The organism is Blautia sp. OF03-13 (assembly GCF_003460685.1).
In the GTDB taxonomy this organism is placed as follows: Bacteria; Bacillota; Clostridia; order Lachnospirales; family Lachnospiraceae; genus Fusicatenibacter; species Fusicatenibacter saccharivorans.
Window position 1 is genome coordinate 1 of sequence record NZ_QTVR01000022.1, and the last position, 13,984, is coordinate 13,984.

Below are 13,984 nucleotides of genomic sequence, written 5' to 3' on the forward strand. Positions count from 1 at the left end.
TTTCTGTTTTCCGGACAGGAGCTTTTTTTACATAACAGGAAATTTCGTTGACATTCCCCGTTATAAGCCCTCCCGGGCAGGATCGCACTGCGGCGGCGGGGAATTCTATCGCTAAAGCGGCCCGCCGCAGGCGGAGAATCCCGCAAAGCAGGATTTTCTCTTCTGTTTTCAGCGGTAAATCCGCAGGATGCGGAGAACCTTTACCAGCTTCGTTCCCATCGGCATACGGCGCATTTCTGCTTCCGTCGTACCGGTTACAACCACAAAAGCAATCAGATATACGACGATTGCGATCAGAATTGCGGCCAGCATACTGATCGATGGACGCTTCGTAATGGCGAACAGACCATAATAAACAATCCAGGTTACAACACCCATAATAGCTGCTGCGATCAATGGTTTTACATAGGTATTTTTGAACTCATTGCGGAAATTCAGGTGTTTGCGGATCGAAAGGTTATTCAATACGCACATGCTAAGGGAGAACAGGATTCCTGCAAAGACAACGGCATAAATGTTTGTCTTTGGGAAAACTGCAAGGATCAGCGCCAGGACGACGAGATCCATTCCAAGGGAAATTGCTGCATTGTGCAAGGCTTTCTTCTGCTGCCCGATCGACTGCAGGACACTGTTGGTAATGGTAGACAGTGCAGAAAAGACAACCGATACGGCACCCATCATCAGCAGTTTGCCGGAAAGGCTCGAACTTGACGGGAACAAAACGCCTGTAATCGGGAATGCCAGGACTCCAAGGCCGACGGCAGCCGGAATGGAAATAAACATGGTCAGGCGGATCGTTTCCAGAATTTTGTCGTTTGCCTCGTCGAGGTCACCGGTTGCGTAGCAGGAAGACACCTCCGGCATCATCGCAGATGCGGATGCGCTTGCCATGGCAAGCGGGACGTTAATCAGCGTAACGTAATAGTTGGAAAACTCGCCGTATGCAGCGTTCAGCGCTTTCTGGTTTTCGCCGTGCCATCCGAGAATGGTAAAGAACAGATAGTTGTCCAGGTAAGCGTTACAGTTATAAATAAAGGTCGTGAAGATGACCGGTGTTACCATCAGAAAGAGTACCTGAAAGATTTCGCGGTAGGATTCTTCGCGGTGGCGTGTGTCTTTGGCTGCTTTTCGCAGAATGCTTTTCCGGTTTACCCCGTAAACGAGCAGCATAAAGCAAAGGCCTGCCAGCACACCGGCTCCCGTTCCGAGGGTTCCGCCGGCAGCACCGAATTTCGCACGCTCGGTGTCATTTGTCGCAAACTGCTGGATAAAGAACCAGGCTGCACCGATACTGAAAGCAGCGTTGAATATCTGCTCGATGATCTGTGAAATCGAAGTCGGCATCATCGTGCTGTGGGCCTGGAAATAGCCGCGCAGGACGCCGAGAATCGCCGAGAAGAAGATGGTCGGTGCCAGTACGCGCAGGGCCAGGATGGCATTCTGCTGGTTATATGGCAGAAGGAATTTTCCGCCGAAAAACGCCACCAGTGCAGCGATTCCTCCCACGATTACGGCATAAAGGAGGGCTCCGCGGAAAACGCGGTGTGCGTTCCGGTACTCTTTTAATGCCAGGCGTTCGGATACGATTTTCGATACTGCCATCGGAATACTGTAGGACGAGATCAGCAGCAGGATCGTATACAGATTGCTCGCTGTACTGTAATAACCAAGTCCCTCATTTCCAATGGTTTCGCCGAGCGGCGACCGGTATAAAAGACCGATCACACGCGAGATAATCGTTGCAGCCATCAAGATAGAAGTATTTCTCAGTAACGTATTTTTCTTTTTACTCATTCTTTCGCTCCCCGGATTACATTTTCGATCTGCCAGTCAATCGGCGCAAGACCGTTTTCTTCCAGATATTCGTTCGTTCTGGAAAACGGATGGCTGCCGAAAAATCCGCGGTATGCAGAGAGCGGGCTCGGATGAGCGGACATCAGCACCAGATGTTTTGGATTGTGGATCATCTCTTTTTTGCGCTGTGCGGGACGTCCCCAGAGGATGAAGACCATCGGGCGGTCCTGCCCGGCGAGCACTTTGATTGCCGCGTCCGTGAACTGCTCCCAGCCGATTTCCTTGTGGGAATTTGCCTGATGCGCACGCACAGTCAGCACCGTGTTCAGCATCAGAACACCCTGCCGTGCCCATTTTTCGAGATAGCCGTTGTTCGGGATGTAGCATCCCAGATCGTCTTCGAGTTCCTTATAAATGTTGACCAGGGACGGCGGAATGTCTACTTCCGGTTTTACAGAAAAGCAGAGTCCGTGTGCCTGTCCCGGCTCGTGGTACGGGTCCTGGCCTAAGATGACTACTTTTACCTGCTCAAGTGGGGTAAAGTGGAACGCATTGAAAATATCATCAGCCGGCGGGTAAATCGTGTGGGTTTTGTACTCCGCACCCACCGTCTGAAACAGTTTTTTATAGTAGTCTTTGGAGAATTCTCCCTTCAGGGCATTTGCCCAGCTTCCGCTAAGAGGCGGCATATCGTTTTCTCCTTCCTTTTACAGGCGGACCGGCACATTACGGCCTGCCAGATATTCTTTGACTTCACGAATTTCCAGTTCTTTGTAGTGGAACAGGGATGCGGCAAGCGCTGCATCGGCTTTTCCTTCGGTTAAGGCATCATAAAAATGCTCCAGCGTTCCTGCGCCGCCGGATGCGATGACCGGGATGCCGACGCTCTCTGCGATCGTTCTTGTCAGCTCGATATCGTATCCCGCCTTTGTTCCGTCGCAGTCCATGCTGGTGAGCAGAATTTCTCCGGCTCCGAGGCTCTCGGCTTTTTTCGCCCACTCGACGGCGTCGATGCCGACATCGATCCGGCCGCCGTTTTTGTAGATATTCCAGCCGCTTCCGTCAGCTCTCTTCTTCGCATCGATCGCAACGACCACGCACTGGCTGCCAAATTTCTGCGCCGCATCGCCAATGAGCTGCGGATTGTTGATTGCGGAGGAGTTGATCGAAATTTTGTCGGCTCCCTCGCGGAGCAGCATCTTGAAATCGTCTACGGTACGGATTCCGCCGCCGACGGTGAATGGGATGAAGACGTTTGCTGCTACTTTGCGCACCATATCGATGACCGTTCCTCTCTGATCGGAGGAGGCGGTGATGTCGAGGAACACAACTTCATCGGCTCCTGCCTTGTCGTACGCTTTTGCAATCTCCACCGGGTCTCCGGCATCTTTTAAATCGACGAAATTAACGCCTTTTACGACTCTTCCGTTTTTTACATCCAGGCATGGGATAATTCGTTTTGTAAACATCGCTTAGTCCTCCTCTCCAATTTCCGCAAAGTTTTTCAGAATGGCAAGTCCAAGATCTGAACTCTTTTCCGGGTGGAACTGGCAGGCGAACAGATTTCCTTTTTCCACGGATGCATGGATGTGTGTACTGTACTCTGTCGTTGCTTTTATAATTTCCTCCTCTTCTGCTTTCAGATAGTAGGAGTGGACAAAGTAAACATACGATTCCTGCGGGATGCCTTTGAATAAGCGTCCCTCGTTCTGCAGATGGATGGAATTCCAGCCCATGTGCGGAATCTTTAAGCCCTCTTTGTCCGGAATCCGGAGAATTTCTCCTTTTAACAGACCAAGGCCTGCAACGCCCGGGCTCTCTTCGCTGCGTTCAAACAGGATCTGAAGTCCGAGGCAGATTCCAAGAAACGGAGTCCCTTTTTCTACGATTTCATGAATAACCGGCACCAGATGATAGCGGTTCAGATTTTCCATCGCATCTCCAAAGCTGCCGACACCCGGCAGAACGACGTGATCTGCGCGTTTTAACACGTCTGGATCCCTGGTCAGTACAACCTCTTTTCCAAGGCTTTGAAAGGCTTTTTCCACGCTTTTTATATTTCCGGCATCATAATCGATCAGTGCAATCATAGGTGGGTCCTCCTCGTTTGTTATTTCAGTCCACGCCCCCTGTCATTGGGGGCATCTCTGCTGTTCTTTTGCAAACAGTACACTTCATTCTAACATACCGTTTTCTAAAATTCAAATTTTGAAGGTTATAAAATTATACAAAAATGCAGAAATTCTTAAGATTTCTTTTACTCCCGCTCCTTTCTTTCTTTTTATACTGGACAAATGGCGGGCATCACGCTACAATAAGAGCGTTGCACTAAGAAACGATAACATTTTGTGAAAAACGAGAGGTGTATATGATTACCAAATATCTGATTGTATTTTTGATTTCCATGGTTCCGCTCATCGAGCTGCGTGGTGCGATTCCGTACGCGGTAGCTTTCCATATTCCGACGCTTCCGGCCTATCTGATCGCCGTCATCGGAAATATGCTTCCGGTTCCGATTATTTTCCTGTTCGCTCGAAAGGTTCTTGTCTGGGGATGTGATAAAAAGTATATCGGAAAGTTCTTCACCTGGTGTCTGGAAAAAGGCGAAAAAGGCGGGGAAAAACTGAAAGCAAAAGCCGGTCGCGGACTTCCGCTCGCCCTGCTGCTCTTCGTCGGCATCCCGCTCCCGGGAACCGGCGCATGGACCGGCACACTGGCCGCAAGTATCCTCGATATGGACTTTAAGACCAGCGTTCTCGCCGTCATGGGCGGTGTTCTCCTCGCAAGCGTCATCATGCTGCTTGCAAGTTCCGGCGTATTCGGGGCAATTGGAGCGCTTCTGACGTAAACGGCTCTGCTTCCGTTTCAATTCCATAAAATTTGGCTTACAGCCGCACAGATTTGTTTTTCCGATCTGTGCGGCTGTTTTTGTATAACTTTTTTCTAACAGAAATTTTCCCTGCTGTTTCCTGTTCACGTTTTTCCGGATCGAATTCTGTTTCTTTTCTTCCAGTATCTTCTTGTGCTATTTTCATTTTTCCTCTTGAACATTCGTTCGATTTGTGTTACACTTCCTTTATCGAACAGTTGTTCTTTTCGTAAAATACCTGTTATCTTATTGTTTTACTTTTATTCGTATTCATTTGGACATAGAAAGGAATTTTTCTGCCATGCAGTTATCATCACAAACACTTTCTCTCTCCGAGAAGCTGAATCTTCTCGCTGACGCGGCCAAATACGACGTTGCGTGCACTTCCAGCGGTGTGAACCGTGCCGGAAAACAGGGACATCTCGGCAATTCGGTCTCCTGCGGTATCTGCCACAGCTTTTCTTCCGACGGACGCTGTATCTCTCTGTTGAAAATTCTGCAGAGCAACGACTGTATCTACGACTGTAAATACTGCGTCAACCGCGCCGGGAATGACCGGCAGCGCGCCACGTTTACACCGGAGGAGGTCTGTACACTCGTCACGGAATTTTATCGCCGAAACTATATTGAGGGACTCTTTTTAAGTTCCGCCGTCTGCAAAAATCCTGCCCATACGATGGAGCTCATGTACCGCACTCTGCATCTTTTACGTAATCGTTACCGCTTTAACGGCTACATCCACGTCAAAGCTATCCCGGGCGCACCCGCCGAGCTGATCGAAAAGACCGGCTATCTCGCCGACCGCATGAGCGTCAATCTGGAACTCCCGACCGGAGAAGGGCTGCAGAAACTGGCCCCGCAGAAGACACAGAAAGCGATTTTAAAACCCATGCGCCAGATCCAGTCCGGTATTGTAGATTACCGGCTGACCGCAGGGAAAAGCGCTTTTTTAGAGCGTTCCTCGGGAAACCGCTATCTCTCCCACTCCATTTTCGATACACGAAAGCAGATTTCCGCCTCCGCTGCCGATCTGGGCTGGATCTCTTCCTCCTCCGCGCGGTCACTGCCGGAAAAGGAACGCTCTGCTCCCTTCGTTCCTGCCGGCCAGAGCACGCAGATGATCATCGGTGCGACAAAGGAAAACGATTACCAGCTTCTCTCCACCTCACAGCTTCTCTACCAGCAGTATGACCTGAAGCGCGTCTTTTACTCCGCCTACATTCCGGTCAACGAGGATTCCGCCCTGCCCTCACGTGAAACCAAGCCGCCGCTTCTTCGGGAACACCGCCTTTATCAGGCAGACTGGCTGCTCCGCTTCTACGGTTTTCAGGCGGATGAACTGCTCGATGAAGCCCACCCGAACTTTCATGCACAGCTCGACCCGAAATGCGACTGGGCGCTGCGCCATATGGAGCTGTTTCCGGTGGAGATCAACACGGCTGAGTATGCCGACCTTCTGCGCGTTCCCGGCATCGGGCCGAAATCGGCCATGCGGATTGTAAAGAGCCGCAGAAGCTCCCATCTTTCATTTGAGCATCTGAAAAAGATCGGTGTGGTGCTGAAACGCGCCAAATATTTTATCACCTGCGAGGGAAAAATGATGTATCACATGCGGCTGGAACAGCAGTTTCTGTCCCGGCAGCTCACGGGAGAGGAAGCCGCCTCCAACTGGGAGGTTTCCCATCCGGAACAGTATCAGCAGCTTTCTCTGTTTGATGCTGCCGTACCTGGGCATATATAATCCCGGGCGTTCTTCTCACGGAAAAGCCTTTTTGCTGTATCTGCGCTTTTTTGCAGAAGGCTGTTGTCTGTATCAATTGATTTCAGAAAGGATTTTATTATGACTGTTTACACCTGCAGCCCGGATCTTGCGTCGATCCTGACCTGCATCTATGAAGCCTGGAATTCCCGTCTCGGCTACCGCAATGTACGGCTGATGACGGAACCAGTCGGCAATCTGGAGCTGTTCTGCGATTACTGCCATGTTGATCCGGACACAGAAAAAGCCGCCAGCGTCACGCGATCCATTCAAAAGAAGATCGGCGCAGCAGCCTGGCGGCTCGTCTATCTCTGTGCAATGTCCGAGAGAAGCAACGCTCCCGACGTCATTTATCGTTTTCTGCTCTACGGCTTTTCCTATGGAAAGGATACTCTGCATATGCTGCAGGAACCGGCGGTATTCCACGCTTTTGAAGTTTCCCGTCAGGTCACAAATGAAGCGCATTCGTTCCGGGAATTTATCCGTTTTGCAAATATTTCCTCCGGTTTTCCGATCCTGGTCTCGCATATTTCCCCGAAAGCCAATGTGCTGACCCTGGTCGCTCCCCATTTTTCTGACCGGCTCCCCTCAGAAAACTGGATGATTCTCGATGATAACCGGCAGCTTGCTGTCGTGCATCCCGCTGACCGGCCCTTTTATCTGACCCGTCTTTCTCCGGGTGAAATAGAACGCCTTTCCCTCACGGAATCCACTTCGGATCCTTACGAAGAACTCTGGAAAGGATTTTTCACCGCAATTGCCATCAAAGAGCGTTCCAATCCCGACTGTCAGCGTACGCATCTGCCGCTCCACTACCAGGATCATATGCCGGAATTTAAAAATCTTTAGAGTCTTAGAATTTTTCCAGCTGTTCCATGTTCAGCACAAACACAGTACAGCCTCCTGTCTGGGTATCAATCGGAACAGAGTAATTTCCGCCCGGGCAGAAGTTTCCGCTTTCCATCGGGGTGGCCGCATAGGTAACTGTTTTCCGAAGCCCTGCTTCCTGTTTTAAGATCGCAAGCACAGCGTCGAGCTTATGATCATCGGTTCCGATCAGCAGTGTTGTGTTCTTCTCCTTCAGGAAACCGCCGGTCGTGGCAAGCTCCGTCACAAAAAAACCTTTTTTGTTCAACTCGGCAATGGTGTCTGCCTCGTCCTCTTTCCGTAATACAGCAACAATTAACTTCATACAAATTCCTCCTCGCATCCTCCGGTCAAACGGATTCTGATTTTTGAAAAGTCAGCTGCTTATGCCGTATGGCACATTGCATTTTTCTGTTTTCACAGTAAAAATAGCATAATATCACGGAAAAAGAAAGTCTTTTTTTACTTTTTCACTTCAAATCCGTATGACACGGTTCCATTTTCGAATACCGCGTCCACTTCGTAGATGTAGCCGGCCTCGGCTCCCGGAATGCTCCAGCTCTCCGCATGCTCCACAGAAACGCTTTCTCCCTCCGGGTAACCATTGCCAAAGTTCTGCCCCCGGTCTTCGGCCGGCCATCTTTCTGCTGTGACAGAATCCGGCTCCTCCGAGAAGACAAGCTCCAGATCGGTTTTTCCTTCGTCATTTTCTATATTCAGATCACTCAGTTCCGTCCATTCCAGAATGAACGCACTGTCCGCAACGACGTTCTGACCATTGCCGTCCTCATCAACATAAGACCAGGTATAACCTCCCTGTGTTGCCATAGCTGTCACCTGGGCATTTGGCTGTGTGTAGCACAGATTCAGAAACGGAATTTCCGATGGATCCTTTTCCGGCAGAATCTGGGAAAGTTCCTCATCGAATTTTTCTGCATCCGCCTCCGTACCGCCGCTGATTCTCATAATACGGCTGATACCCGGATATTGTCCCGGATAGGAGTTCAGCATAATACCGTCGCCCTCCACTTGAAGAAAATCTCCTTTTTTGATCTCGGACGGATCAATGGCATTTCCATTTTCATCGTAAAGTGTGTCGGACGGTGTATGTGTCACATAGATGTTTCCGTGTTCCAGATCTCCCAGGTACCATAACCCGGAATCTTCTGCAAGAAATATGGCTTTCTGTACTTCTTCTGCCCTATTGCTGTCCTCTGCAGCACTTTCTGTATCTGCATTCAGATTTCGGTCCCGTTCCGTTTTCATATAGATTCCGCCTCCAATCAGCACGGCGGCAACTACAACACCGGTCACTCCAAAAATAACTGCGTTTTCTTTTTTCATAAGCGTATTCTTCCTTTCCTGTTGTTTTCCCGTTTTTTTTACACGACTTGTTTTATCTTTCTGCAAGACATGCAAGAAACTGCTCCCCGTATTTTTCAAACTTGCTCTCGCCGACCCCGGAAACAGCCAGCATTTCCTCTTTATTTGACGGTCTCTCTACCGCCATCTGGATCAGTGTTTTATCCGAGAAGATAATATACGGAGGCACTTTATGCTCCTTTGCAAGCTCCATCCGGAGTGCCCGCAGTTTTTCGAATACCGCGGCCTCCTCGTTGGAAAGCTCCTTTGCCGCTACCGAGGTTTTTGTCTTTGTCTTCTCTTTTGCGGCTTTCGGAATCCGTTTTTCTTCTTTTGCCATCTTCATCAGCATCGTGCCGTCCTCATCCAGCAGCTCCGCCGCTTTTGGCAGCAGGCGCACAATGCTGTATGTGTCGGCCGTTACATAGAGATATTCCCGAACCTGCAGTTCATTTAAGATCTGCCGCAGCCGGTAGACCGGCTCTTTTGCCAGTTCCCCGTAATGGGAGTTTTCATCCATGCGGTACTGGCGGATTTTCGCGGTATTCGCACCGTGCAGGGTATCGAGAATCACCGTCGTGCCGTACCGCTGACGGCATTCCCGCACACAGCCAAGGATTGCCTTTGCCGCCGCTGTCACATCCACCGTTTCAAATTCCGAGAGGCAGTTGGAACAGTTTCCACAGTAATTGGAACCGTATTCCCCGAAATACCGAAGGATATAATCTCTGAGGCACTCATGGGTGAAACAGTAAAACGTCATTTTCTTCAGCCGTTCCTCCTCCCTCTGACGGATCAGCGCTGTCGTCTCGGGATCCTCACTCTCCTGCGCCATGTTTTCGATAAAAAACTGGTTTGTGATGACATCCTGTCCCGCGTACAGCAGAATGCATTCCGCCGGAAGGCCATCCCGTCCCGCACGGCCGGCCTCCTGGTAATAGCTTTCCATATTTTTCGGCATATTATAATGGATGACGTACCGCACATTCGATTTATCGATTCCCATACCAAAAGCGTTTGTCGCTACCATGATCTGCTTCCGGTCATAAATAAAATCTTCCTGGTTTTCCTTCCGTTCCAGGTCAGAGAGACCCGCATGGTATCTTGTGACAGAATATCCTTTCTGCTCGAGTTTCTCACAGACCTCCTCCACATTTTTTCTGGTCAGACAGTAAATAATTCCGCAGTCCGCCTCGTGCTCTGCAAGGAATGATTCCACGGCTGCGAATTTATCTTTCGGCTGCTGTACCGTAAATTTCAGATTTTTCCGGTCAAAGCCTGTGACCAGACGTACCGGATCACGCAAAGACAGCAGTGCTTCGATATCATCCCGTACCTCTTTTGTTGCCGTTGCCGTAAAGGCACCGATCACCGGCCGTGCGGGAAGCTGCTCGACAAACTCTGTGATTTTCAGGTAGCTTGGGCGGAAATCCTGACCCCACTGGGAAATACAGTGTGCCTCATCAACACTAATCATCGAAATTTCCATCGACTGCACCGCGCACAAAAATTCCGGTGTCAGAAGGCGTTCCGGGGCGACATAAATAATCTTGTACCGGCCCTCCATGGCAAAGCCGAGTGCCTTCCGGTACTGCGCCGCACTTAAGGAGCTGTTCAGAAACGCAGCGTGAATCCCCGCCTGGTTCAGGGTCGATACCTGATCCTTCATCAGAGAAATCAACGGTGATACCACCAGGGTAATTCCTGACAGCAGAAGCGCCGGAATCTGATAACACAGCGATTTTCCTGCTCCGGTCGGCATAATGCCGAGCACGTCCTGTCCGTTCAGAAGCGCATCCACCAGCATCTCCTGCCCCTCTCGGAAGGAATCGTAACCGAAGTACTTTTTTAAAACCTCATATTTTGTCATCTTGTTTTTCTCTGCCCTTTCCATCCACTCTACCTCCATTGTGACATAGATTGCAGGTAAAGTCAAACAGATGTGTGCCGCATGTTTTCTTTCATCCATACATATATTGTCTCAAAAAGTCCTGGAGGGGGATTTTATGCGTTCTCTTTCACCCCTTTCCCGCCGGATCCTGAAAAAAGCCGGTATCGCCGCCGCTTTTTTCTGCTCCGCTTTTCTTTTTGGCTCTGTTCTGTCCCACTTTACCTGCCGTGCGCTCCGAAAGGCAGCCCCAGTTTTTCTCTCTGCTGCGCCGGAGACACCTGTTTCTTCCGTTTCGATGCCCGTCCTCTCCTCTGCTGCCGAAAACTGGGGGCTCTCCTTTCCGGAAAAAGGGAAGACTCCCGTCGGCAATGCTACATCCGAAGAGCTTGCCGCCTACAACGCCTGGTTTGCCGCTTCACCGGAAGAAAACATCATCTATCTGACGTTTGACTGCGGCTATGAAAACGGCAACACCCCGGCGATCCTTGACGCACTCCAGAAGCATCAGGCACCCGCAGCGTTCTTTGTCGTCGGCAATTTTCTCTCCGACCAGCCGGATCTTGTCAAACGCATGGCGGCAGAAGGCCATATCGTCGGAAACCACACCTGGTCGCACCCGGATATGTCCAAAATTTCCACGCAGGAAGCCTTCTCCGAAGAGCTGAACCGTGTTTCCGCTCTTTACCAGGAGACCACCAGCCAGGAAATGGTGAAATATTACCGGCCTCCGCAGGGAAAATACAGCACGCAGAACCTGCAGATGGCAAAAGATCTCGGCTATCAGACTTTTTTCTGGAGTCTTGCCTATGTAGACTGGTACCAGGATCAGCAGCCGACCCACGAGGAGGCTTTCAAAAAGTTGACCGGACGCATTCATCCCGGTGCCATCGTCCTGCTTCATAATACCTCATCCACCAACGCGGAGATTCTCGATGAGCTGCTGACGAAATGGGAAGAAATGGGATATTCTTTCGGCTCTCTCGATCAGCTCGCATCGAAATCTGCCTGAGGACCGGAAATACGGTTTCTCATGTATTTCTATCTTTCTTTTGTTCCGCTTTTTTTATCCTGCTTTCAAACCGGAATGCCTCCTCTTTTACTTCCTTCCAGAGCCGCAGCACACAAAGCAGGTTCGGCACCGCCATGCAGGCATTGGCAAGCTCCGCAAAATTCCAGACCGTTTCCGCCATGCAGACGCACCCGGCAAACGCTGCAAAGCAGAAGAAAACACGGTAAACCATTCCGAAGCTATCCTTTTTCACCAGCCAGAGAAACGCCTGCTCCCCCTGGTATGCCCAGCCGGCCATCGTTGCAAATGCGAACAGCAGAATCCCGACCGCGACAACATAGCCTCCCGCCGGTCCGAACACACTTTCAAAGGCCTGAATTACCATCGCCGCTCCATCCGCTTTTTCCGCCTCCAGTACCCCCTCTGCCGCCCCGGTCACTCCAACGGCAAGGCCGGTCACAAGACAGATCACCATGGTATCAACGAACACACCTGTCATGCTGATGTACCCCTGCCGCACGGGATCGTCGGTCTGTGCCGCCGCAGCACTGATTCCGCCTGCTCCAAGCCCTGCTTCATTCGAAAACACACCGCGGGAAATTCCATACCGCAAGGCCGGCGGCAGCAGGGAAATTCCCGCACCCACCGCTCCTCCCGATGCCGCCCGGAAAGAAAACGCGTCCCGTACTATCGCAAGCAGTGTCCGCGGAAGCTCTCCGGCGTGCAGACCGATTACCATTCCTGCCCCGCCCAGATAAAAGAGTGCCATTCCCGGTACCAGCACCTCCGCCGCTTTTGCAATGGAACGCAGTCCGCCTGTCACCACGAGCAGAAGAAGAATCGTCAGCACCAACGCGCTTTTTTCTCTTGCCACGCCAAACGTATCCTGCATCGCCAGCGCAATCGAGTTTGCCTGCGTCATATTGCCCATTCCGAGAGATACCAGCACGGCGCTTCCGGCAAAAAACACAGCCAGCATCTTCGCCAGCCGCTCCCCCGGAAATGCTCTGGTCAGCGTCACCATCGGACCGCCGCAGTATGTTCCGTCTTTTCTTTGCATCCGGTACTGCACCGAGAGAAAACTCTCAGAAAATTTCAAAGCAAGTCCCACAACCGCCGCCAGCATCATCCATCCCAGTGCTCCCGGTCCTCCAAGCGCCATTGCGGAGGCAACCCCCACGATATTGCCCGTCCCGATCTCCGCCGCAAGTTCCGTCATCAGCGATGCGAACGGCGAAACTCCCGCTTCTGTTTTCTCCCCGCTGTACCTCGCCTCACGGCCGAATGCTGTACGAAGCGCAAAGAACAACCGTCGAATGGGCAGCGCGCGAAGCTGGATGGTCAGAAAAATGCCTGTCCCAAGCAGCAGAAAAAGAAGCGGCGGTCCCCAGGCGGCTGCATTCACCGCTTTTAGAAATGCATTGATTTTTTCGAGCGTGGCCATATCCATTCCTCCCTGTACAAAGTTCCAAAGGAAAGCAGTTCCTGTCCCTCCATTGTTAAACAGTTTTCTGTCCATGCATCGCAATGTTTTCTCTGCACTTTATGCAGCACCGCACAAAAAAAGAACCCGACAGCAGCCTTACGGCCCGTCCGGTTCTTTCGATCTTCATCTTATTTTGTTGTATTCCGCTTCCGCCCGTTTTTCAGGACTCCTGCTCCTTTAAATCATCCGCCACGAGAACACCCGCTTTGAAGCCCATCAGCATCATCTCGAGCATTTCCGCATCGTAATTGCGGTATTTCAGGTAATAAAACAGCGAATCGAGATAATTCAGAAAGCCTTTTTTCGTCTCCGGACTTAAAATCACCCGTTTTCCGTCGCCCATCAGATATTTGGCAATCCGGGAAAAGACGAACTTTTCGTTCAGAAATGCCATCGCATCCGATGTCTCATCCTCCACCAGGATCTGGATCGGTTTTCTCCGCAGCAGCCAGTAGGTCTCATAGGAGATCACTTTCAATGAATTGATATGCTTTGCCTGATGAAAATGTTTCAGGCGGGAAATATCCGTGAAATAGTCCAGCACTGCATGGCTCAACAGCGACTCGCTGATCTGGATTTTCTCGCGGATGCCGAGACTCTTGGCAAATTCCTCGATTTCTTCGTAAAAAACAGCGTAACGGCTCTGGATTACTTCCTCGGAAAATTCTTCCAGAAGTCCGTCGTAGTTTGTGTATATTTTTTCTATTGTATTCATTTTTCCTCCCCGGGCAGATTCAGGATTTCATAGCAGAGTTTCGTCCGGACAAAGTCGGTATATTCGGTCATCTCGCGTTTTTCCATTGTTCCGTAGCGGATCGGCGAGGTATTTCCCATCAGATGTTTTCGGATTTTTCCGGCTTTGACTGCCGCCATCATATTCTCCGCAGAGTCCTCTGCTGCATGAGAGAAGCCCATACGGCCCGTGTTTTTTCCATCCATTTTTTATC

14 protein-coding genes are annotated in these 13,984 nt (G+C 50.7%); 4 read left to right on the forward strand and 10 right to left on the reverse strand.

Annotated elements, in window-relative coordinates; genetic code table 11:
* Window positions 1-168: 168 nt before the first annotated feature.
* From DXA55_RS14080 to hisH, 4 genes are read right to left on the reverse strand one after another with little or no spacing between them, the layout of a single operon-like run.
* Complete coding sequence (locus DXA55_RS14080) at window positions 169-1,794, reverse strand: putative polysaccharide biosynthesis protein (protein ID WP_117509200.1); 1,626 nt, start codon at window positions 1,792-1,794, stop codon at window positions 169-171.
* Window positions 1,791-2,483, reverse strand: coding sequence for a uracil-DNA glycosylase (locus DXA55_RS14085; RefSeq protein WP_117509201.1), 693 nt, complete (start codon window positions 2,481-2,483; stop codon window positions 1,791-1,793). Before DXA55_RS14085 ends, DXA55_RS14080 begins: the two co-directional genes overlap by 4 nt.
* A gap of 18 nt (window positions 2,484-2,501) precedes the next feature.
* Window positions 2,502-3,263: an imidazole glycerol phosphate synthase subunit HisF gene (hisF, locus tag DXA55_RS14090; RefSeq protein WP_055227469.1), complete on the reverse strand. Its 762-nt coding sequence runs from the start codon at window positions 3,261-3,263 to the stop codon at window positions 2,502-2,504.
* A 3-nt stretch (window positions 3,264-3,266) separates the two neighbouring features.
* Complete coding sequence (hisH, locus tag DXA55_RS14095) at window positions 3,267-3,884, reverse strand: imidazole glycerol phosphate synthase subunit HisH (protein WP_117814484.1); 618 nt, start codon at window positions 3,882-3,884, stop codon at window positions 3,267-3,269.
* A gap of 278 nt (window positions 3,885-4,162) precedes the next feature.
* Here hisH and DXA55_RS14100 point away from each other — a divergent pair, with 278 nt between their 5' ends.
* The 3 genes from DXA55_RS14100 (at window position 4,163) to DXA55_RS14110 (ending at window position 7,271) form a co-directional block, all read left to right on the forward strand.
* Entirely contained in the window at window positions 4,163-4,642 is a 480-nt protein-coding gene (locus DXA55_RS14100; protein WP_117814485.1) for a COG2426 family protein, read from the forward strand.
* Window positions 4,643-4,964: 322 nt separating this feature from the next.
* Window positions 4,965-6,404, forward strand: coding sequence for a putative DNA modification/repair radical SAM protein (locus DXA55_RS14105; RefSeq protein ID WP_117814486.1), 1,440 nt, complete (start codon window positions 4,965-4,967; stop codon window positions 6,402-6,404).
* Between the two features lie 99 nt (window positions 6,405-6,503).
* On the forward strand, window positions 6,504-7,271 hold the full coding sequence (locus tag DXA55_RS14110) for a TIGR03915 family putative DNA repair protein (protein WP_117814487.1): 768 nt from the start codon (window positions 6,504-6,506) through the stop codon (window positions 7,269-7,271).
* Window positions 7,272-7,275: 4 nt separating this feature from the next.
* Here the strand turns inward: DXA55_RS14110 and DXA55_RS14115 are convergent, their stop codons facing one another.
* From DXA55_RS14115 to recQ, 3 genes are all read right to left on the reverse strand, one after another.
* Complete coding sequence (locus tag DXA55_RS14115) at window positions 7,276-7,614, reverse strand: cyclic-di-AMP receptor (protein WP_055227503.1); 339 nt, start codon at window positions 7,612-7,614, stop codon at window positions 7,276-7,278.
* Between the two features lie 137 nt (window positions 7,615-7,751).
* Window positions 7,752-8,633, reverse strand: a complete 882-nt coding sequence (locus DXA55_RS14120; RefSeq protein ID WP_117814488.1) for a hypothetical protein — start codon at window positions 8,631-8,633, stop codon at window positions 7,752-7,754.
* 52 nt (window positions 8,634-8,685) lie between these two features.
* The gene (gene recQ / locus DXA55_RS14125) at window positions 8,686-10,521 is read right to left on the reverse strand and encodes a DNA helicase RecQ (RefSeq protein ID WP_117814496.1); all 1,836 of its coding nucleotides are present in this window, start codon (window positions 10,519-10,521) and stop codon (window positions 8,686-8,688) included.
* Window positions 10,522-10,657: 136 nt separating this feature from the next.
* On the opposite strand from recQ, the gene DXA55_RS14130 reads away from it, so the two are divergent.
* Window positions 10,658-11,551 carry a polysaccharide deacetylase family protein gene (locus DXA55_RS14130; protein WP_242998579.1) on the forward strand — a complete coding sequence of 298 codons (894 nt, stop codon included), beginning with the start codon at window positions 10,658-10,660 and terminating at the stop codon, window positions 11,549-11,551.
* A gap of 19 nt (window positions 11,552-11,570) precedes the next feature.
* Here DXA55_RS14130 and DXA55_RS14135 read toward each other — a convergent pair whose 3' ends face one another.
* The 3 genes from DXA55_RS14135 to DXA55_RS14145 all read right to left on the reverse strand — a co-directional run bounded on the left by DXA55_RS14135 (window position 11,571) and on the right by DXA55_RS14145 (window position 13,976).
* On the reverse strand, window positions 11,571-12,995 hold the full coding sequence (locus DXA55_RS14135; RefSeq protein ID WP_158565095.1) for an alanine/glycine:cation symporter family protein: 1,425 nt from the start codon (window positions 12,993-12,995) through the stop codon (window positions 11,571-11,573).
* 202 nt (window positions 12,996-13,197) lie between these two features.
* The gene (locus tag DXA55_RS14140) at window positions 13,198-13,752 is read right to left on the reverse strand and encodes a hypothetical protein (protein ID WP_022461914.1); all 555 of its coding nucleotides are present in this window, start codon (window positions 13,750-13,752) and stop codon (window positions 13,198-13,200) included.
* A complete protein-coding gene (locus DXA55_RS14145) occupies window positions 13,749-13,976 on the reverse strand; it encodes a hypothetical protein (protein WP_022461913.1) in 228 nt (75 codons plus the stop codon). The genes DXA55_RS14140 and DXA55_RS14145 overlap by 4 nt, the downstream gene beginning before the upstream one ends.
* Between the last annotated feature and the right edge of the window lie 8 nt (window positions 13,977-13,984).